Origin of the sequence: Alteraurantiacibacter palmitatis (assembly GCF_037154115.1) — a bacterium.
Lineage (GTDB): Bacteria > Pseudomonadota > Alphaproteobacteria > Sphingomonadales > Sphingomonadaceae > Alteraurantiacibacter > Alteraurantiacibacter palmitatis.
Genome location: NZ_JBANRO010000010.1, coordinates 39,695 through 59,909, shown reverse-complemented (window position 1 = coordinate 59,909; position 20,215 = coordinate 39,695). Strand labels below are relative to the sequence as shown.

At 66.3% G+C, this 20,215-nt stretch carries 15 protein-coding genes; 13 read left to right on the top strand and 2 right to left on the bottom strand.

Annotation, left to right across the window (positions count from 1 at the left end; genetic code table 11):
• Positions 1-232: 232 nt before the first annotated feature.
• Positions 233-1,390, top strand: coding sequence for a DUF819 family protein (locus WFP44_RS12590; RefSeq protein WP_336926910.1), 1,158 nt, complete (start codon positions 233-235; stop codon positions 1,388-1,390).
• A 30-nt stretch (positions 1,391-1,420) separates the two neighbouring features.
• On the top strand, positions 1,421-2,794 hold the full coding sequence (locus WFP44_RS12585; protein WP_336926909.1) for an MmgE/PrpD family protein: 1,374 nt from the start codon (positions 1,421-1,423) through the stop codon (positions 2,792-2,794).
• On the opposite strand, the gene WFP44_RS12580 is transcribed toward WFP44_RS12585, so the two are convergent.
• Entirely contained in the window at positions 2,791-3,966 is a 1,176-nt protein-coding gene (locus tag WFP44_RS12580) for an MFS transporter (RefSeq protein ID WP_336926908.1), read from the bottom strand. The two genes, WFP44_RS12585 and WFP44_RS12580, sit on opposite strands and share 4 nt — an antisense overlap.
• Before the next feature lie 225 nt (positions 3,967-4,191).
• Between WFP44_RS12580 and WFP44_RS12575 the strand changes: the two genes are divergently transcribed.
• Complete coding sequence (locus WFP44_RS12575; RefSeq protein WP_336926907.1) at positions 4,192-5,595, top strand: aldehyde dehydrogenase; 1,404 nt, start codon at positions 4,192-4,194, stop codon at positions 5,593-5,595.
• 27 nt (positions 5,596-5,622) lie between these two features.
• Here the strand turns inward: WFP44_RS12575 and WFP44_RS12570 are convergent, their stop codons facing one another.
• Positions 5,623-6,303, bottom strand: coding sequence for a GntR family transcriptional regulator (locus tag WFP44_RS12570; RefSeq protein ID WP_336926906.1), 681 nt, complete (start codon positions 6,301-6,303; stop codon positions 5,623-5,625).
• Positions 6,304-6,447: 144 nt separating this feature from the next.
• Between WFP44_RS12570 and WFP44_RS12565 the strand changes: the two genes are divergently transcribed.
• From WFP44_RS12565 to WFP44_RS12520, 10 genes are read left to right on the top strand one after another with little or no spacing between them, the layout of a single operon-like run.
• Complete coding sequence (locus WFP44_RS12565; RefSeq protein ID WP_336926905.1) at positions 6,448-9,135, top strand: TonB-dependent receptor plug domain-containing protein; 2,688 nt, start codon at positions 6,448-6,450, stop codon at positions 9,133-9,135.
• A gap of 45 nt (positions 9,136-9,180) precedes the next feature.
• Positions 9,181-10,290 (top strand): CapA family protein, encoded by a 1,110-nt coding sequence (locus WFP44_RS12560; protein WP_336926998.1) that lies wholly within the window; start codon positions 9,181-9,183, stop codon positions 10,288-10,290.
• A complete protein-coding gene (locus tag WFP44_RS12555; RefSeq protein WP_336926904.1) occupies positions 10,287-10,742 on the top strand; it encodes a TRAP transporter small permease in 456 nt (151 codons plus the stop codon). The genes WFP44_RS12560 and WFP44_RS12555 overlap by 4 nt, the downstream gene beginning before the upstream one ends.
• Positions 10,739-12,058, top strand: coding sequence for a TRAP transporter large permease (locus tag WFP44_RS12550; protein WP_336926903.1), 1,320 nt, complete (start codon positions 10,739-10,741; stop codon positions 12,056-12,058). Before WFP44_RS12555 ends, WFP44_RS12550 begins: the two co-directional genes overlap by 4 nt.
• Positions 12,059-12,063: 5 nt before the next feature.
• Positions 12,064-12,939: a hypothetical protein gene (locus tag WFP44_RS12545; protein WP_336926902.1), complete on the top strand. Its 876-nt coding sequence runs from the start codon at positions 12,064-12,066 to the stop codon at positions 12,937-12,939.
• On the top strand, positions 12,939-15,035 hold the full coding sequence (locus tag WFP44_RS12540) for a CaiB/BaiF CoA-transferase family protein (RefSeq protein WP_336926901.1): 2,097 nt from the start codon (positions 12,939-12,941) through the stop codon (positions 15,033-15,035). The genes WFP44_RS12545 and WFP44_RS12540 overlap by 1 nt, the downstream gene beginning before the upstream one ends.
• Positions 15,032-16,330 carry a 2-hydroxyacyl-CoA dehydratase subunit D gene (locus WFP44_RS12535; protein ID WP_336926900.1) on the top strand — a complete coding sequence of 433 codons (1,299 nt, stop codon included), beginning with the start codon at positions 15,032-15,034 and terminating at the stop codon, positions 16,328-16,330. Before WFP44_RS12540 ends, WFP44_RS12535 begins: the two co-directional genes overlap by 4 nt.
• Positions 16,327-17,358, top strand: coding sequence for a TRAP transporter substrate-binding protein DctP (dctP, locus tag WFP44_RS12530; RefSeq protein WP_336926899.1), 1,032 nt, complete (start codon positions 16,327-16,329; stop codon positions 17,356-17,358). Before WFP44_RS12535 ends, dctP begins: the two co-directional genes overlap by 4 nt.
• On the top strand, positions 17,355-18,515 hold the full coding sequence (locus WFP44_RS12525; protein WP_336926898.1) for a CaiB/BaiF CoA transferase family protein: 1,161 nt from the start codon (positions 17,355-17,357) through the stop codon (positions 18,513-18,515). The genes dctP and WFP44_RS12525 overlap by 4 nt, the downstream gene beginning before the upstream one ends.
• Positions 18,491-20,212: a CocE/NonD family hydrolase gene (locus WFP44_RS12520; RefSeq protein WP_336926897.1), complete on the top strand. Its 1,722-nt coding sequence runs from the start codon at positions 18,491-18,493 to the stop codon at positions 20,210-20,212. The genes WFP44_RS12525 and WFP44_RS12520 overlap by 25 nt, the downstream gene beginning before the upstream one ends.
• Positions 20,213-20,215 lie beyond the last annotated feature (3 nt).

The following is a 20,215-nucleotide window of genomic DNA, read 5'->3' as shown; positions in this document are numbered from 1 at the left end:
GCATTCTCCCCCAAGGCTGGTCGCATCTCTCCATGCCCCAGCGGCGTGCGCCATGCAATCGGACATGCAAAGCGCTTTCACGCGCGAAGCGAAAAAATCGCCTTTTCGATGAAAGCGATTGCATCGGTTTCGGCTGGGCCATAGGTAGCGAAGGCTGAGGGGCAGGAGAGGCGGCGCCGCGCGTGGACGTGCGCCGCAAAAGCCCGCCCCAAGCAGGGAGGATGGCGCAAGGATGGCGAATTTCGGCTTACCGGTGGAAGGGATTTTCCCGATTCTCTGGCTGTTGCTGGGCGCCATCGCCATTTCGATTGCGCTGGAACGCAGCGCTTACCGCAAATATCTGCCCGGCCCGATCATGGTGCTGATCATCCCCTGCACGCTCGCCAATATCGGCGTGCTGCCCGCCCAGTCGCCGGTCTATGACGGGATTTCGGGCATCGCCATTCCGGTGGGTGTGCTGCTGCTGCTGCTGAAGGCGGATATCGGGGAAATCCTGCGTTCGTCGGGCAAAATGCTGCCGCCGTTCCTGCTGGCGGCGGTGGGAGTGGTGCTGGCCATCGCCATTGCCGGCCAGTTCATGCAGTTCGAAAACGAAGGCAGTCTGTGGGCGCTGCTCTCCGCGCTGTTCATCGGCAGCGTGCTCAACATGGTGGCAACCGCGCAGGCGATTCAGGCGGACGAGACGCTGGTGGCCGCCGTCTTGGCGGCAAATGCCCTGCTTGCCCCGCTGTATCTGGCGGTGCTGATGTTGCTGATGCCCAGCCGTCTGATCGGGCGGCTGGTGGGCGTCGCCCCGGGCTCGAGCGCGGGCCAGTTTGCGGCGCATGGCGACACCGACGCGAAGGCGCGGGTGAAGGACGGCAGCCGCGCCCCCGCGCCGCCATTGGGCGCATTGCTGGCGCTGACCTATGCACTCGGCGCGTTTCTGGCGGTGGATTGGATTGCGGCCGCGCTGGGCATTCAGAACTACGCGATCCTGCTGGTCACGCTGGTGGCGGTGGCGGTGCCCAATCTGTTCCCGCAAATCCGCAGCTTTCTGGCGGGTGCACGCGAAATGGGAATGATCGCGATGTTCCTGTTCATCGGCGCGGTATCGGCGCAGATTGATCTGGGGGCGCTGGGCTATTCCAGCCTGCGCGTGATGCTGTTTTCCGCCATGGCGCTGGCGATCAATCTGGTGTTCGTGGTGGCGATCGGCCGCGCGTTGAAATCCGATCCCCATGTGCTGCTGCTCGCCTCGCTTGCAGGCGTGGGCGGGCCGACCTCCACCGCGGCCGTTGCCGCAGCGCAGGGGCGCGAGGATCTGGTGACGCCAGGCATATTGTGCGCGCTGCTGGGCGTGGTGGTGAGCACCTTTGTCGCGGTGCTGCTGTTTCAGGTGCTGGGCTGAGCCGCGATGGAGGAAGCTGTGGGCGCATCCTTGAGCGAGCAGGTTGCGGCCCTGATCGCGGGCGTGGACTATGCCGCGCTGCCCGATGCGGTGCTGCGCGCGGGCAAGTTGGCGCTGCTCGATGCTACCGGGGTGATGCTGGCGGCATCGGGCCTTTCGCCCGAAGCCCGCGCCTTTGCGCGCATGGCGCAAGGCATGGGCGGTGGGCCGTGCGCGATTCTTGGCACGCGACAGCGCGCCGCCGCCCCGATGGCGGCGCTGGCCAATGGTGCGCTGGCCCATGCGCTGGATTTCGAGGATGCGTTTGATCTCGCGCCCGGCCACCCCAATGGCAGCCTGGTGCCGGCGCTGATTGCGCTGGCACAGATGCAGGGGGCCGCCGGGGATCCCGTGGACGGGCAGCGCTTTCTGGCGGCGCTGGTCGCGGGGTGCGAGATGTCGTGCCGCATGGGTCTGGCGCTGCGGCGCAAGATGGAGGAGGGAGGCTGGTATCCGCCGCCGATTCTTGCCGGATTCGGCGCGGTGGCAGGGGCGGCGCATCTGCTGCGCCTGAACCCCCGGCAGATGGCCGATGCGTTCTCGCTCGCCCTGTGCAGCGTCACCATGCCTGGCGAAATCAAATACAGCCAGCGCACCACGATCCGCGCGATCCGGGAAGCGTTCCCCGCGCAGGCGGCGGTGCAGGCGGTGCTGCTGGCGCAAGCGGGCGTGGCGGGTTTCGAGGAGCCGCTGGAAGGGCGCGCCGGGTTCTATGCGCTGTATGCGGGCGGGCAATTTGACCCTGATATTCTGCTTGCCCCGCCGGATGGCGCATTCTGGATCGAGCAGCTTACCTTCAAGCCTTGGCCCTCCTGCCGCGGAACGCATCCCTTTATCGAGATGGCGCTGGCGCTTCAGGCCGAGCACGGATTTACCGTGCAGGACATTGCCGCAATCCGTGCCGGCATCGGGCCGATGCAAGTGATGCTGGCCGAGCCGCACGCGCGCAAGGCCGCGCCCGAAGTGGCGATCGATGCAAAGTTCTCGGTGCCTTTCTGCACTGCTCTGGCGCTGGCGAAAGGTGGCGTCGGGCTGGACAGTTTTGCGCCCGAAATGCTTGCCGATCCCGCCGTGCTGGCACTGGCTTCGCGTGTCACCTGCCATGTGCCCGACGGCGCGGAAAACTGGCGCGGCGATGCGGGCGCGCTGGAGATTGCGCTGGCCGATGGCACGGTCCTGTCTGCCCGGCGCGACGCGGCGCGCGGCGCGCCGCACAATCCGCTGGCCGAAGGGGAAGTGATCGACAAATTCGTCGCCTGCGCCGCCCGCGCGGCCCGCCCATTGGCAGATTCGCCAGCGCGCGAACTGGCCCGGCAAATCCTCTCGCTTGAAAAATGCGCCGATGCAGGGGCGCTGCTTGCTTAGACCACGCTTTCCCGCCACCGGCTGACCCCGGCAGCCAGAAGCGCCGCCAGCGTCAGCGGCAGCAGCACCAGCGCCAATTGCCACGGCCCCTGCGCGCCAAACGGGCCCAGCGCCCAGGCGCACAGCGCACTCACGCCCATCTGCAGCGCGCCTGCAAGGCTCGTCGCGGTGCCTTCCAGCCCTTTTTCTGCGGCCATGATTCGTGCAATCGCGGTGGGGCCGATAAAGCCCGCGGTCAGCCCCAGCAGCATCAGCGGGCCAATCAGCAGCGGCAAGGCAGGCGGGCCGCTTGCCGCCAGCAATGCCAGTCCGGCTGCGGCCAGCACGCCCAGCCCCGTGCCCAGCAGCAGCGTATCGGTGCGGCGCTGCGTCGCCCCCACCAGACGCGTTCCCGCAATGCTCGCCCCCGCCACCAGCAAGAGACACAGGCCGATGTCGCGCGGGGAGAGCGCATAGCCGCGTTCAAGCAGGAACGGCACAGTGCCCAGAAACAGGTAAAGGCTGGCGCTGGCAAAGGCCATTGCCGCGCTGGCGGCCAGAAATCGCCTGTTGCGCAGGATGCGGGAATAGCTTGCCCTCAGCCCGGCACGCGGCCCCTCCACGCCATCGGCGACATGAGCCGGGATGTGCCGCAGCACGACCGGCACGGCAATCAGCCCGGCAAGGCACAGCCCCCAGAGCACCGCGCGCCATCCCAGCCATTCGGTCAGCGCGCCGCCCAGCACGGGGGCAAGCGCGGGGGATATGAGCACGATCCCCATCAACCCCGCCTGCGCCGACACTTTCTTGTCGGGCGGGGCCAGCGCGTTCAGCAGCACGCGCGCCGTCACCAGTCCGGCGGAGGCGCCCACCGCCTGCAGCAGCCGCGCCGCCAGCAGCACCGCCAGCGTCTCGGCACAGGCGGCAAGCAGGCTAGCTGCGGCATAAAGCGCCAGCCCGGCCAGCAGCAGCGTGCGGCGTTCAACCCGGTCGGCCAGCGGCCCGATCAGCAATTGCCCGCCGCCAAGCCCGATCAGGAACACCCCGATCACCAATTGCGCCGAGGCAACGCCGACGCCCAGTTCTGCCGATAGCGTGGGCAAGGCAGGCACCAGCATCTGCGTGGCAAGCGAGCCCAGCGCCGCAATCGTGCCCAGCAGAAAGATGATGCCGCGTGTCAAACCGCCGCTCATGCCCGCAAATGTCCCGCAATTGGCGCCAGATAATGTGCCGCAAGGCCGCGCATCCCGATCCCCCTTCCCGTTGCTGATAGCGCTTGCATAGAGCCGCGTCGAGCGGTGCGCGAAAAGATGATTGCGCTTGCATCACGCCCGGCCCTTGCCTTAGCAGACGCAAGCTGAAACCGTGCGGCCCCACATATACCGCTGCCAAAGCGCAACCTCCGGGAGAGCAGATCAATGACTCAATTCCACCGCCTCAACCCGCTGACCGGCGAAGTCGCCTCCAGCGCCGCCGCCATGAAGGCAGGCGATATTCCCGCCATTGCCGCCCGCGCGCAGGAAGGCTTTGCCGTCTGGTCGAAAATGGGGCCAAACGCCCGCCGCGCCGTGCTGATGAAGGCGGCCGATGCGCTGGTGGCGAAGAAGGACGATTTCGTCGCCGCGATGATGGCCGAAATCGGCGCGACCGCCGGCTGGGCCGGGTTCAACCTGATGCTGGCCGCCGGCATGGTGCGCGAGGCCGCCGCGATCACCACGCAGATCACCGGCGAAGTCATCCCTTCGGATCACGAAGGCACCGTGGCACTTGCAGTCAAGGAGCCGGTGGGCGTGCTGCTCGGCATTGCGCCGTGGAATGCGCCAATCATCCTGGGCGTGCGCGCCATTGCCGTGCCGCTGGCCTGCGGCAATGCGGTGATCCTGAAGGCAAGCGAGAGCTGCCCGCGAACTCACGCGCTGATTATCGAAGCCTTTGCCGAGGCCGGTTTCCCCGAAGGCGTGGTCAATGTCGTCACCAACGCGCCCGAGGATGCCGCCGAAGTGGTGGGCGCGCTGATCGATGCGCCGCAGGTGAAGCGCATCAACTTCACCGGATCGACCGCCGTGGGCAAGATCATCGCCAAGCGCGCGGCGGAGCATTTGAAGCCCGTGCTGCTCGAACTGGGCGGCAAGGCGCCGATGCTGGTGCTGGAAGATGCCGATCTGGACGAAGCGGTAAAGGCCGCGGCCTTTGGCGCCTATATGAACCAGGGCCAGATCTGCATGAGCACCGAACGGATCATTGTGGTCGATGCGGTGGCCGATGCCTTTGCCGAGAAATTCGCCGCCAAGGTGCGCTCCATGTCCGCGGGCGATCCGGCGGCGGGCAATACGCCGCTGGGCGCGGTGGTTGATCGCAAGACGGTGGACCATTGCCTGTCGCTGATCGAAGATGCGGTCGCCAAGGGTGCGCAGCTGCTGGTGAGCGGGGAAACCACGCAGAATGTGGTGATGCCCGCGCATCTGTTGGACAAGGTGACGCCCGACATGAAGCTGTTCCGCGATGAAAGCTTCGGCCCGGTGGTGGGCATCATTCGCGCGCGGGACGAAGCCCATGCCATCGAACTGGCGAATGATACCGAATACGGGCTGTCTTCGGCCGTGTTCACCCGCGACACCGCGCGCGGCATGAAAGTGGCGCGGCAGATTCAGGCGGGCATCTGTCACATCAATGCCAGCACCGTGTCGGACGAACCGCAGATGCCGTTCGGCGGGATGAAGGCCAGCGGCTATGGCCGCTTCGGCGGCAGGCAGGGCATCGATGCCTTCACCGAAACGCGCTGGATCACCTTCGAGACCGAACCGGGCCACTACCCGATCTGATCCGCTGTGCATTTCCCGGCGGGCCGGTCAGCCCGCCGGGTGCATCGCTGCATCGAGCGAGGACAGGAAGCGGTGGCCGTTCTCGATATGCTGGCGCATCGCGGCCTCGGCGCGCGGCGCATCGCCGGCCAGAATGGCATCGAGGATCAGGCGGTGGTCGGCCACCGCCTCGCGCAGGCGGTCGCCGCGGTAGAAGGTTTCGAACAGCAGGTGGTGCACTGGCGTGTTGAGCCTTTTCACCAGCGTTTCGATCACCTCGTTACCGGTCACACGCATGATCAGCGTGTGCCACTGGGCGTTGAGCGCGCCGAACCGTTCGCGCGTGCCGCCTTCGACGCAATCCTCCATCTCCTCGGCAATTGCGCGCAGACGCTGCTTCTCCTCTGGCGTGGCAAGGCGCGCGAAATCGCCCGCGCAAATGCCCTCCAGCGCGGCGCGGGCGCGGTAAAGCTGGCGCACCTCCTCCATTGAAGCGCCGCGCACCGATGCGCCGCGAAACTCCTCGATCTCGACCAGGTCTTCCGCGGCCAGGCGTTGCAGCGCCTCGCGCACCTTGAAGCGGCTGCCCCCGGTCTGGCGGATCAGATCGACCTCGATCAGGCGCTGGCCCGGCACCAGCCGCGCGGAGCGGATCTGCGAACGAATCCAGTCCGCAATCTCGATCGCCGTGGGGCCTTTGCCGGGAAGAGCCTTTGCCAATTCGTCCATGCCTTCAGTTGGACACACTGCCAACGAAATTGTCAACAATATTGTCGGCAAACAAATGATTGCGCTTTCAGCCTGAAAGGGGGATGTCGCAGCATCAAGGGAAGGGTCGGCAAACCGGCCCCGCTATGTGCATGGGAGGTTGAGATGCTGAAACTGAAGGGGAATCGTGCCGGGATGCTGCTGCGTTCGGCCTCGCTGGCAACGATCGCGGTCTCGTCCCTGGCGTGGAGCCATGGAGCAATCGCGCAGGAAACGGCCGACGAAGATCGTGCCGATACCATCGTGGTCACCGGCAGCCGCATTGCCGAAGTGCCCGTGGGCTCCTCCGCGACCGTGCTGGGCCGGGCCGAGATCGAAACATCAGCGGGCGTCACCATCGACCGCATCATCAAGGAACTGCCGCAGAACTTTGACCTTGGCGTCTCCGAAAACTCGCGCGCGCAAACGGGCGGTTCGGGCAATATCGTCTATGGCAACACGGTGAACCTGCGCGGCATCGGGCCCTATGCCACGCTGGTGCTGATCGACGGGCACCGCGTGGTGAACAATTCGCGCTCTACCGATCCGTCCGTCCTGCCCACCTTGGGTGTGCAGCGGGTGGAGGTGGTGGCCGATGGCGCATCGGCCATTTACGGGTCGGACGCCGTGGCCGGCGTGGTCAACCTGATCCCGCGCCGCAATCTGGACGGGCTGGAGATGTTCGCCCGTTACGGCTTTGCCGACCGCGCCGATTTTGACGAGAACGCCATGGGCGTCGCCTTTGGCGATATGTTCGATGGCGGGCAGTTCATGGTCGCCTATGAACACGTCCGCCGCTCGCGCCTGAGCGGCGATGACCGTGATTTCTTCACCGCCGATCAAACCGCATTTGGTGGCCGCGATTACCGCACCACGCGCTGCGCGCCGGGCACGCTGGTGATCGGCACCACCACCTATGCGCTGCCCGAGCAGTATACGCAGGCCAACGCCAATGCGATCACCGCGGGCACGCGCAATCTGTGCGAGACCAATCCGGGACAGGATCTGTTCCCGCGGCAGGAATACAAGTCGGCCAACGCCACTTTCGATTACGAGATCGCGCCGTGGGTTGAAATCTTCGCCGATGCCTTCTGGTCGCGCCGCACCTTCGACCGGCGCGCGGCCACGCCCAGCGTGCGCCTGACCGTGCCGCAGACGAACGCCTTCTTCGTGCGGCCGGACTTCTTCACCGGCACCAGCTATTCGATCGATTACAGCTTCGAGAACGATTACCCGATCACCGGGACAACCGGCTATGCCAAGAGCTGGCAGGTGACGCCCGGCCTGCGCTTCAACCTGCCCGGCGGGTGGACCGCCGAAGCGCTGGTTGGCATCGGCGAAACGCGCGATTTCTCCGGCTCGTATGACGGGCTGAACAACGCCGCGCTCAACGCGGCGCTGGCCAGCAGCAATCCGCAGACGGCGTTCGATCCTTATGGCCTCGGCCGCACCAACCCGGCCGTCATCAGCGGCATTTTCAACCAGCTGTTCCTTGCCCCGACCAATGGCGATCTGACCGTCTACGAAGCGCGCGTCAACGGCCCGCTGTTCGAATTGCCAGGTGGCACGGTGGCGATGGCCGCCGGTTACGAGCGGCAGGAATTTGACGTGGCGCTGGGCACGGCGCGGGGCAATCCGGGCACGCCGATCACCTTCCGCAATTTCGGCCGCACGGTGGATTCAGGCTATATCGAAGTGCTGCTGCCGATCTTCGGCGCAGGCAACGCGGTTCCCGGCTTTGAAGAGCTGACGATCAACGCAGCCGTCCGCCATGACAGCTACAGCGATGCAGGCAAGACCACCAATCCCAAGATCGGGATCAACTGGATGCCGACCGACGGGCTGACGCTGCGCGGCAGCTATGGCACCTCGTTCCGTGCGCCCACCTTGCCCGAAATCTACGGCAATTCGAACAATCTGTTCGGTCAGAACTATACCAACCCTGCCGGCGGCGCGAACCTGCTCGGCTTTGCGCTGTCAGGCCAGAATCTGGATCTGAAACCCGAAACCGCCACCACCTGGTCGGTCGGGGCGGATTTCGATGCGGTGCCGAACCTTCGCCTGTCGCTGACCTATTTCAACGTCGACTATTCGAATCAGGTCATCGCCAATCTGTCCAATCTCGCCATCCTCGCGCAGGCGGCGGATTACGAAGGGACGGGCGTGATCCTGCGCGGCACGGCGGCGCAGCAGCGCGTGGCGCAATTGCTGGCCGATGGCATAGTGGTGCTGGGCACCCCGATCCCCGGCGGCAATGTCGCCAATGTGGACATCTTTGTCGACGGGCGCAGCCGCAATCTGGGCAAATCGATCACCCGCGGCATCGACTTTGCGGGCAGCTATCTGATCGATGTGTCCGCCAACGACACGCTGACCCTGTCGGCCAGCGGCACCTATCTGATCAATTACAAGGTGGCGACCACGCCCACCGCCGCCACGCAGGACAGGCTGAACCAGATCTTCCAGCCGCTGAAGTTCAAGGCGCGCGTATCGGCGGAATGGGAACATGGCCCGATCAGCGCGCGCGTGCTGGCGACCCATGTGGGCGGTTACACCAATACCGCGATTACACCCAACGAACCGGTGGGCAGCTATACCCCCATCGACCTCAGCGTGACATACCGCTTCGGGCAGGAGATGCCGGGAACGCTGCTGGAAGGCCTCTCCATCACCGGCGAAGTGCGCAATGTGTTTGATATCGATCCGCCTTACGTGAATCTGGCGCCGGGCGGGAACGGCAGCGGCGGTTACGATGCCACGGCTGCCAGCCCGATTGGCCGGGTCTTTGCCCTGGGTGCGCGACTGGTCTTCTGACCGGCACGCGCCGCCAGGGGCCGGAATGGCAAGGTTGGACAGTTGATGCAGGAAATGGCGGTGGAGGTGCTGGTAACGGGGGATCTGGTTCTGGACGAGCCCGATGCCGCACACTTCCTGTCCGCCATTGCTCCCATCCTGCGCAGCGCCAACCTTGCTATCGGCCATCTGGAAGTGCCGCACACCGCGGCCAGGCTGGAAGTGGCGGGCGATGTGCCCGCCCCCGGCGCGCCGCCCGCGAATATCGCGGCGCTGGCCGAGGCCGGGTTTGGCATGGTCAGCCTGGCGGGCAACCACATCGCCGATTGCGGCGCAGTGGGGATCGAGGACACGATTGCAGCGCTTGAGCAAGCGGGCGTGCTTCATGCGGGCGCCGGGTCCAATCTGGCGGCGGCGCGTGCGCCCGCCATTGCCACGGTGGAGGGGCGGCGCATTGCCTTGCTCAGCTACAATTGCGTGGGGCCGGAATTTGCCTGGGCGACTGAGGACAAGGCGGGCTGCGCTTTTCTGCCGATGATTGCAAAGGACGGCGCGCCTGTTACGCCGCGCGCCGAACTGGAAGCCGTGCACCCGGATGCCTTCTTCATCCTGGCCGAGGATATTGCAGCGGCCCGGCGGCAGGCGGACACGGTGCTGGTCGCGATGCACAAGGGCATCGTGCATACGCCGGCCACGCTTGCGCCCTATGAGCGACCCATCGCCCATGCCGCGATCCGCGCGGGAGCCGATGCGGTGCTTGCCCATCACGCCCATATTGCGCGCGGGATCGAGTTTCACCGCGGCAAGCCGATCTTCCATGGGTTGGGCAATGGCTGCGTGGTCACCCGCGCGCTATCGCCGCAGCAGGATAATCCCGCGCGCGCCGCATGGGCACAAAAGCGGAAAGAGCTGTTCGGGTTCGAGCCCGACCCGGCCTATTTCCTCGCGCCGTTTCATCCGCAGGCGGTAAACGCCTTCATCGGGCGCCTGCGCATTGCGCCCGATGGCTCTATCACGCCGGGGATCGTCCCGGTTTTCATCGAAGCGCCGGGGCGACCGGTGCCCGCCACCGGCGATCAGGCGCACAGCATTTCCGCCTATATCGAACACATCACCGTGGCGGCGGGTCTTCCGCCCATCGCCATCGCCGCTGATGGCAGGGTGTCGCCGGCATGAACCGGGCCAAGCGTCTGTGCATCTGGATCGGCGGGCTGGCGCTGCTGGCCGCCACCGCCACCGATACGCTGGCGGTGATCGGCAGGGCGATCGGCGCACCGCTGCCGGGGTCGATCGAGCTGATGCAGGCCATCGTGCTGGTATCGGGCACATTCGGCCTGATCATCGCCACGCTGGACGATTCGCACGCGCGCGTGCGGCTGCTGGTCGACCGCCTGTCCCCTGCACGCCGTGTTCTGGCGGACCGCTTCTCCGATCTGCTTGCCTTGATTTTCGTGCTGGCGCTGCTGGCAGGGTCGGTCTGGCTATCGGTAGAATTGTGGGGCGGGCATGAACAGAGCGAAGTCGTGGGCGTGCCCTGGGCGCTGCTGCGATTGATCGCCAACGCCGTGCTGCTGGCCGTGGCGGGCATCCTAGCCTGGCGGATCATCCGGCGGGAGCCGCGCGGATGAACCAGACCCTCTATGACACGGCGGCCACCGGCCTTGTGGGCGTGGCGATCCTGCTCGCCCTGCTGCTGGCGGGCGGGCGGATCGGCGCGGTGCTGGGGCTGGTCGGCCTTGGCGGGCTGGCGGTTGTGCTGGGGCCGGAAGCGGCGCTGATCAAAGGCGGCGTGGTGGTGGTGGACACTTTCACCCGCTATGAACTGGGCACGCTGCCGCTGTTCCTGTTCATGGCGCAGATCTTCTTTGCGGTGGATGCCAGCCGCGACCTGTTCGACGCGGCGGCCAAGATGCTCGGCCACCGCCGGGGCGGGTTGGCCTATGCCTCGATCGCGGGCTGTGCGGGCTTTGGCACGATCAACGGGTCAAGCCTTGCCACCACGGCGACGGTGGGCCTTGTTGCCTACCCCGAAATGCGCAAGCGCGGTTACGATCAGGGGCTGTCCACCGCCACCATTGCGGCGGGCGGCACGCTGGGGCAGATGATCCCGCCATCGGGCGCGCTGATCGTGTTCGGCATCATTGCCGAGGCATCGATTGGCCGCCTGTTCACTGCCGCGATCATTCCCGGCATCACACAGGCGCTGCTCTATGCGCTGGTAGTGTTCCTACTCGTGCGGATGCGCCCGCATCTGGCCCCGGCGGGTGAACGCGCGCCATGGGCTGAGCGGTGGCGTGCGCTGGCGAAGGTATGGGAAATCGGCGCGCTGGTGGCGCTGGTGATCGGCGGGATTGCGCTGGGCTGGATCAGCCCGCCCGAAGCTGCTGCCATCGGCGCGGCGGGTGCGCTGCTGATTGCCGCCCTGCGGCGCAAGCTGAACCGCGATACGCTGTTCACCGCCTTTCACGAGACGCTGCGCACCACGGGCCTCATCTTCCTCATCATCATCGGCGCGCTGATCTTCTCGATTTTCGTCAGCGTGACCGGTCTTGCCGATGCGGCGGGCGCGATGGTGGAGGGGATGGGCCTTGGCACGCTGGGCACGCTGTTGCTGGTGGCGCTGATCCTGCTGCTGCTGGGCACCATTCTGGATGGGCTGGCGCTGATGCTTCTGATGACGCCGATCCTGCTGCCGATTGTGGAGGCAACCGGCCTGTCCGCGATCTGGTTCGGGGTGTTTCTGGTGCGCGCGATGGAGGTGGGCTTCCTCACCCCGCCGCTAGGGATCAATCTGTTCGTGATGCAGGGCGTGGCAAAGGATGTGTCGATCAGCCGCATCTTCCGGGGCGTGCTGCCATTCCTGGCCAGCGATTTCTTCCATTTGCTGCTGCTGATCCTGTTCCCGGCCATGATCCTGTGGCTGCCGGGCGTTCTGGGGAGTTGACCTGTATGATCGGCATTGCCGGCCCTGATCTGCCGCACGAGGTGCTGCTGGCTGCGGGCAAGCATGGCGGGCCGCTGTCCTTCGCGCCGGATTGCGAGACACCGCGCGCGTCGCGCTGGCTGGAAAGCAAGTTTGCGCCCTGGGCCGCACCGCTTTTGGAGAACTGGCTGGAAGGCGCCTATGACGATCTCGACGCGGTGCTGTTCAGCCGGGCGGACGACAGCTCGCAGCGGCTCTATTACTATATTTGCGAGCTGCGGCGGCTGGGCGAGGCCAAGGGGCCGGAGCCGCTGATCTTCGACATTGCCCGAATCCCCCGCGTCATCAGCCGTGATCGCACGGTGAGCGAGGTGCGCGTGCTGGCCGCGCGGCTTGGCGTGGGTGATACTGCGCTGGAAGCCGCGATTGCCGATGCCAATGCGCGCCGTGCGCAAGGCACAGCTTTGCCTGGGGGGCCGCGCTGCCTGCTGCTGGGTTCGGCCCCGCCCGATTTGCGCCTGCATGACGCGGTGCAGGGCGCGGGATATGTGCCGCTGGGCGATACGCTGCCGCAGCAATGGCTGGATTTGGGCGAGGTTGTGAACGAAGGCACCGGCGACCCTGCGGCTGCAATCGGCACCGTGCTCCATGCCCGCGAGGGCGGCCCGCGCAGCTTTGCCGATCCTGCCGCCGTGTTGCGCCAGCGCATTGCCGCCAGCACGCCCGCCGCCGTGGTGCTGTGGCGGATCGAGGAGGACGAGGCGCAATGCTGGCACCTGCCCGCCGAACGCCGCGCGCTGGAGGAATCGGGCCTGCCGCATCTGGTGCTCACGCGCCGCGATTGGCTGGGCCGCGATGGCGCGATTGAAGAGATTACCGCATTTCTGCAAGGACTTGGCTAATGACGCCGCCCGAAACCCCCTTGGCCGGACATCGTGTCGCCGTGCTGGGCGGCATGGCGGATCGCCCGCTGGCGCGCTACCTTGCCTCGCTTGGTGCAGAGCTGGGCGGGCCGGTGGACGGCGCCAGCTTCGTGATCGACGATCTGGGGCAGGAGGCCACCGCGGATCTGGGCATTCCGGCCAGCGCGATCCATGTCTCGGTCACGCCGTTCGGATCGGGCGGGCCGCGCAGCCACTGGAAGGGCGGCGAGCTGGTCGCATCAGCCGTGGGCGGCGCGCTCAAGCTGACGGGCGAACCGGGCGAAAAGCCGGTGAAGGAAGCGGGAGATGCCTGCACCTTCCATGCCGACATGGTCGCCGCGGCCGGCGCGATGGCGGCGCATTTCGCGCGCGGGGCAAGCGGCATGGGCCAGCATATCGATGTCAGCATCCAGCAGGTGGCGATGAGCCGCAATGTCAACGGCGTGCTGGTGTGGCAGTTCGACCGGCGCAAGCTCGACCGGGCGGGCGGCTGCATCGCCTATGGCCGGGCCAAGGTGCGGGTAATCTGGCGGCTGGCCGATGGCTGGTGCTTCCACGCGCTGATGACCGGGCGGCTGGGCGCGCCGGCGAACAAGGGCCTGTCCGACTGGATGGACGAAGCGGGCTTTCCCAATCCGATGCAAGGCGTCGATTGGCTCGCCTATAACCGCTCCACCCTGCCTGCCGAAACGCGGAGCCAATGGGAAGCGGCGATGGCGGATTTCTTCCGCAGCCGCACCAAGGCCGAAATTGCCAGCGAAGGCCGCCGCCGGGGAATCAATGCCTGTGTGGTGAACGAGCCCGCCGATGTGCTGGCTGACGCGCATCTGGCGGCGCGTGGCTTCCTCGATACGCCGGATGGCCTGCCTGCGCGCTTTGCCAGCATTAGGCCCGGCCCGGTTGCGGCTGCTCCCGCCATTGTCAAAGGCAAGCGCAGCGGGCCGTTGTCGGGCGTGAAGGTGCTCGATTTCGCCTGGGCGCTGGTCGGGTCGATCACCACCAAGACGCTGGGCGATCTGGGGGCGGAGATCGTGAAGATCGAAACGCGCAGCCGCCCCGATCTGGCGCGGCTGGATGTGCAGGTGTCCGCCTCCAGCGCGACCAGCCTCGATGACAAGCCGTGGTTTGCGCATCTGAATACCTCGAAGCGCAGCCTGACGCTCGACCTGAAAAAGCCCGAGGCGCGGAGCCTTCTCGATCCGCTGATCGACTGGGCCGATGTGGTGGTGGAGAACTTCTCCCCCGGCACCATGGCCAAGCTGGGGCTGGATTACGACAGCCTGATTGCGCGCAACCCTTCGCTGGTGATGGTATCGGGCAGCGTGTTCGGCCAGACCGGGCCGCTGGCGCAGGAATGGGGCGTGGATGGCACGGGCGGCGCGCTGTCGGGGCGCACTTTCCTCACCGGCTATCCGGATCGTGACCCGGTGATCCCCGGCGCGGTGCCCTATGGCGATGTGATTGTGCCCTTCGTGATGGCGGGCCATGTCGCCGCCGCGCTGGAGCACCGCCGCCGCACCGGGCAGGGCTGCCATATCGATGCCAGTATGTACGAGATTTGCGTGCAGCAGATGCGCGATTATCTGCGCGCGGCGAAGAATGGCGAACATCCGCAGCGCAGCGGCAATGCCGATCCGCGCGTGTTCTGGCAGGATGTGCTTCCCTGTGCGGGCGAAGATCGCTGGGTGGCGATATCCTGCCCCACGGCGCAGGATCACGCAGCGCTTCTCGCCCTGACCGGGCCGGATGTGGCGGCGTGGACTGCGGCGCGCAGCGATCACGCAGCGGCCGAAACCTTGCAGGCGGCAGGCATTGCTGCCGGCGCCTTGCAGGATTGCGAGGATCTGATCGAGCGTGACCCGCAGATTGCCACGCGCGGCGCGCTGGTCACGCTGGACCATCCGCTGCTGGGCCCGTTCGGCCATGTCGCCACGCCGATCCGCTTTTCGCGCGATGTGCTTGCGCCCTTCCGTGCGCCGGGCATGGGCGAACACGCGCACGAAGTGGCGCGCGAGATTTGCGGGCTGGCCGAGGACGAAATCGCCCGCCTTGACGAGATGGGAGTATTCCGGTGAGCGCTGACGCACAGACTTCGGCCAATCAGCGCAGCCGCAAGACGCTGGCCTGCACCGGGGAGGCGACCGCCTATCAAAAGGCGTTCGGCGCCGATCTGCGCCGCCGCGTGGTGGAAGAGCGCGAACCCTATGCCATCGTGCAGGCCGATACCCCGCACGAGATTTTCCACGCGATGGATATCCCCATCGTCACCAACCAGTGGTGGAGCGCCTATATCTCCGCCAAGCAGCTTTCCACCCGCTATTTCGACAAGCTGGTGGAGGCGGGATACCCGGCCAATAGTTGCAAATACTGCTCGCTGGGGCTCGCCTGCACCGTAGCGAATGAACCGGAGACCGCGCCTTGGGGCGGCCTGCCCACCCCCACCGTGCTGGTGGCGCGGCTGACCTGCGATTGCATCCAGCAGGTGTTCGGCCAGTGGGCACATCTGCTGGGCAGCGAATTCTTTCCGATGGAAGCGCCCGCCTGGGTGGACAAGGATCCGCGCTGGTTCGCCCATGCGCGTGACGAATGGATGCGCGTCTATCAGCCCGATCGCATCGCGCAGATGGTGCGCGAAATGGGCGAGCTGATCGCGCTGCTCGAAAACCGCACGGGGCGCCGCTTTGACGAGGCAAGATTCCATCACCTGATGGAACAGATCAATGTGCAGGAAGGCTATATCTGGGAAGCGGCGCAGGCCATCGGCACCGCGCGGCCCTGCCCCGTCTCGATCGCCGAACAGATGCCCAACACGATGATCCCGCAATGGCATCGCGGTTCTGACTGGGCGGTGGCGCACGCGAAGAAGTTCCGCGACGAGGTGCAGGCCAAGATCGCGGCGGGCGAAGGCGCGTCCACCAACGAAAAGCTGCGCCTGATGTGGATTGGCGCGGGCGTGTGGCACGATCCGGGCTTCTATCAGGCGCTGGAGGAAAGCCTTGGCGCCGTCTTCGTCTGGTCGATGTATATGCCCTTTGCCGGCCCCGCCTATATCCGCGACTTGCAGGGCAGGCCCATGGAAGCGCTGGCCAGCCGCGTGGCGAGCATGAACGAGACGCTGCATCTGCCGCCGTGGATGAGCGGATGGATGACTTCGGAGGCGGAGCGCTGCGGCATTGATGCCGCGGTGGTGCTGCTGCCGCCCGACAACCGCCTGTCGCAATCGGGCAACAAGATCACCGCGCAGGCGCTGGAAGCTGCCGGGGTGCCGGTGCTGATGATCGATGCCGACATGGTCGATGCGCGCGTGTGGGATCACGACCGGATGGTGGGCATGGTGGCCCAGTTCCTGCACGCAAGGGGGCTGGCGTGAGGCGGCTTTTCGCCATTCTTGCGGCTCTGCTTCTGGCCGCCTGCGCACGCGAAGTGCCGCCGGGCGTGACCGAGCTGACCTATGCCACCCCCTATCCGCCCAGCCATCCGTTCAGCCGGGCGGATCAGCGCTGGATGGATTATGTGGCGCACGCATCGGGCGGGCGCCTTGTCATCAAGCCGCAATGGTCGGGCAAGTTGCTCTCGGCCGATATGTCGATGACTGAACTGCGCCACGGCGTTGCCGATATCGGCCTGATCACCCCCATTTATGTGCGCGGCGGCACGCATCTGATCCGCGTGCAATCGGGCTTTTACAGCGGGGCGGACAGCGTGGAGAGCCAGCTGGCCGTGTTCCAGTGCCTGCAAGCGCGTGTGCCGCAGATCGCGACCGAATTGGAGGGGCTGGAAGTGCTGGCGGTGCAGGGCGGGCTGCTGCCCGGCATCCTCACCCGCAACCGCCCGGTGCGCAGCCTGAATGATCTGCGCGGCCTGCGCATCCGCGCGCCGACCGAACTGCTCCCCGTCCTTTCCAGCCTGGGGGCAGACCCTGTGAATATGCCGATGGGCGAGGTCTATTCGGCGCTGGCAAAGGGGGTGATCGACGGCGTGGTTGCCCCGCCCGACACCTTCCGCGCGCTGCATTTTGCCGAAGTCGCCCGCTATTTCTACGAACTGCGCGTGCCGCGCGGCGCATACCCTGCGCGCGCCATGGGAAGCCGGCGCTGGAACGCGCTGGAGCCGTGGCAGCGCGATTTGCTGACCCGCAGCCGCGCCGTGTGGGAAGCGGCGCTGGCCGACGAAATCCGCCAGTCCGAAGCCGCCGGGCGCGAAGCTGGTGCGGGCCGCATCACCTCTTTCCCCGCCACCCCGGCGGATCAGGCGCGGTTTGACGCAATCTATCTGCGCGACGGGGAGGCCAATGCCAAATCGCTGCAACGCTTCGGTATCGACGGGCTGTCGGTGTTCCGCCTTGCCCGCGCCAGCATTCCGGCGCGCGATCAGGTTTCCTGTGGAGGTATCTCGTGACGCAGCCGCTTGCCGGTATCCGCATTGCCGATTTCAGCCATGTGATGGCCGGCCCCTTTGCCACGCATATTCTGCGCCTGCTGGGGGCAGAGGTGATCAAGATCGAAAGCAAGGGCGGCGACCAGTTCCGCAATTACGGCGCGAACCGCGAATTTGACGGGATGAGCCCGGCCTTCATCGCGGCCAATGTGGGCAAGAAGTCGATCGCGCTCGACCTGAAGGACGAAGGCGACAAGGCGATTGCCAATGCCATCATCGCGCGCAGCCATGTGCTGATCGAGAACTTTCGCCCCGGCGTGATCGACCGGCTGGGCTTCGGTTACGAGGCGGTGAAGGCCATCCGCCCCGATATCGTGTTCTGTTCGGTATCGGGATACGGGCAGGATTCACCCCAGCGCGACTGGCCCGCCATCGACAATATCGTGCAGGCCACCAGCGGCATGATGATGCTGAGCGGGGCCGAAGGCGATCCGCCCGTGCGCGTGGGCTTCCCCATCGTCGACACGCTGACCGGGCAGACCGCCGCCGTCGCGATACTGGCCGCCTTGGTGCAGCGCGAGCGGACCGGGCAGGGCTGTTTTATCGACGTGTCGATGCTGGATGCCAGCATGGCCTTCATGACATCGGCGCTCACGCCTTTCCTCGTCACCGGCAATTCGCTCAAACGGCTGGGCAATACCGGATACAGCGAGCTGCCCACGGCGGGGCTGTTCACCTGTTCCGATGGGCGCCATGTCTCGCTGGGCGTGGTGCAGGACAACCAGTTTGCCGCCCTTGCCCGCAAGCTGGGGCAGGAAGATTGGCTGACCGATCCGCGCTTTGCCAGCGCCGATGCGCGGCGCGCCAATTTCGATGCGATGTATGGCGCGCTGCAGGCGATCTTCGTCACCCGCACGGCGGAGGAATGGGAGCGCGATCTGAGCGGCGCAGGGATTCCGTGCGGCAAGGTGCGCCGGGTGAGCGAGGCGGCGCAGCTGTGTCGACCGGATGCGCTGATGCCGATGGCAATCGACGGCATTCCGGGTGGCGGCGATGTGGCCGTGCCCAATGTCGGCTTTCGCATGGCGCCGGGCGCGCCCGGCGTCGCTGCGCCGCCGCCGCGGCTGGACGAGAACCGGGAGGAGATTCTGCAATGGCTGGCAAGCGAGGACGAATAATGCGGTTTCTGGCGCTGCTGATCGCCGTGCTTCTGCCCGTGTCCGCCTGGGCGCAGCAATATCCGGATGTGCAGCGCCAATCGCTCTATGTCCCGGTGCGCGACGGCACGCGGCTGGCCGTGAACATCTATCGCCCGGCCCATGGCGATGCGGTGGCGGACGAACGCCTGCCGGTGATCTTCGTCTTCACCCCCTACCGTGCGCGCTTTGTCGATGATCGCGGGCAAGTGCAGGAAACCGCGCTCGGCGACAATCTGGCGCTGCGTTCGCTGATCCGCGCAGGCTATGTCGTGGCGGTGGCCGATATTCGCGGCAAGGGTGCCAGTTTCGGCACGCGGCGCGGCTTTCAGGACCGGACCGAGGCGCTGGACGGGCACGATCTGGTCGAATGGCTGGCGCGTCAGCCTTTCTCCAGCGGCGATGTGGGGATGATCGGCTGCTCCTATCTGGGCGGCACGGTAACGCATACCGCCAGCACTGCCCCGCCATCCCTGCGCGCCGCCTTCATCGGGGCGACCGATTGGGACAAATACGCCTTTGTGCGCGACGGCGGGATCACCGCGCAGTTCAACACAAGGCCTGATGAGCCGCTGGACGTCGATCTCGCCAGTGTTCCGGTGGACGGCGACGATGGCACGCTGCTGCGCGCCGCCGTGGCCCAGCACGCCGGGAACACGCCCATGGGGCCGCTGTGGTATGGTATGCCTTTCCGCGACAGCATTTCCGCCTTCACCGGCAACCCCTTCTGGGACGAGGTGGCGATCTGGCGGCACGCCGACACGATCCGCAATGCCGGGATTGCGACCTATTGGTGGAGCAATTGGGAGGATGAGCCCACTGCGCAGGCGATCATTGCCGCGCAGAACCTGGGCAGCCGCCTGCTGATCGGGCCGGGCAGCCATTGCGTGCCGCCGCCGGGCTTTGATTTCACCGGCGAAGTGGTGCGGTTTTTCGACCATCACCTGAAGGGCGCGGATAACGGCTTTGCCGCGCAGCCGCGCGTCACGCATTGGGTGGAGACGGGGCCGGGCGCGGGCGAATACCGGATGGGCGATGCGCTGCCGGGCAGCCTTTCCAGCACGCAGGCCTGGTATCTCGCCCCGCATCAGAACGGCGCGGAGCATGGCGGCCTCGCCCCGCGCGCGGTGGACGGGGCGGATCTGTTCACCGTGGATTACAATGTGCCGGGCGGGGAATATTTCGCCTTCTGGCCCGCGCCTGCCGATGCGCATGGCATTGTGTATGACAGCGCGCCTTTGCCAGCCCCGATCGATCTGCTGGGCAATCCGGTGGCGCATATCGCGCTCACATCGAGCACGCGCGATGCCGAGGTCTTTGTCTATCTGGAGGAAGCCACGGCTGCTGGCGAGGTGCGGATGCTGTCTTTCGGCCGGCTGAAACTGTCCCACCGCGCGACGGCAGAGGCGCCATGGGACAATCTGGGCCTGCCCTGGCATTCGGGCATGGCCGCCGATGTGCGCCCGCTGGCGGAAGGCGAAGTGGCGCGGCTGTCGATTGCCATGATGCCGCTGTCGCGCCGGATTGCGGCGGGATCGCGGCTACGCTTCGTGCTGACCGGGGCCGACCCGCGCCAGCGCAACCTGGCCGATGTGAAGCAGGATCCGCCGCCGCAATTCACCATCCTGACCGGCTGGGAAGCGGGATCGCGGATCGACCTGCCGCTTGCGGCTGAATGAGGG

Bases quoted from the DNA above. Each gene is read 5' to 3' on its own strand.
- WFP44_RS12590 (WP_336926910.1), top strand. From the start codon at position 233: ATGGCGAATTTCGGCTTACCGGTGGAAGGGATTTTCCCGATTCTCTGG.
- WFP44_RS12580 (WP_336926908.1), bottom strand. From the start codon at position 3,966: ATGAGCGGCGGTTTGACACGCGGCATCATCTTTCTGCTGGGCACGATT.
- WFP44_RS12575 (WP_336926907.1), top strand. From the start codon at position 4,192: ATGACTCAATTCCACCGCCTCAACCCGCTGACCGGCGAAGTCGCCTCC.
- WFP44_RS12570 (WP_336926906.1), bottom strand. From the start codon at position 6,303: ATGGACGAATTGGCAAAGGCTCTTCCCGGCAAAGGCCCCACGGCGATC.
- WFP44_RS12565 (WP_336926905.1), top strand. From the start codon at position 6,448: ATGCTGAAACTGAAGGGGAATCGTGCCGGGATGCTGCTGCGTTCGGCC.
- WFP44_RS12560 (WP_336926998.1), top strand. From the start codon at position 9,181: ATGCAGGAAATGGCGGTGGAGGTGCTGGTAACGGGGGATCTGGTTCTG.
- WFP44_RS12555 (WP_336926904.1), top strand. From the start codon at position 10,287: ATGAACCGGGCCAAGCGTCTGTGCATCTGGATCGGCGGGCTGGCGCTG.
- WFP44_RS12550 (WP_336926903.1), top strand. From the start codon at position 10,739: ATGAACCAGACCCTCTATGACACGGCGGCCACCGGCCTTGTGGGCGTG.
- WFP44_RS12545 (WP_336926902.1), top strand. From the start codon at position 12,064: ATGATCGGCATTGCCGGCCCTGATCTGCCGCACGAGGTGCTGCTGGCT.
- WFP44_RS12540 (WP_336926901.1), top strand. From the start codon at position 12,939: ATGACGCCGCCCGAAACCCCCTTGGCCGGACATCGTGTCGCCGTGCTG.
- WFP44_RS12520 (WP_336926897.1), top strand. From the start codon at position 18,491: ATGGCTGGCAAGCGAGGACGAATAATGCGGTTTCTGGCGCTGCTGATC.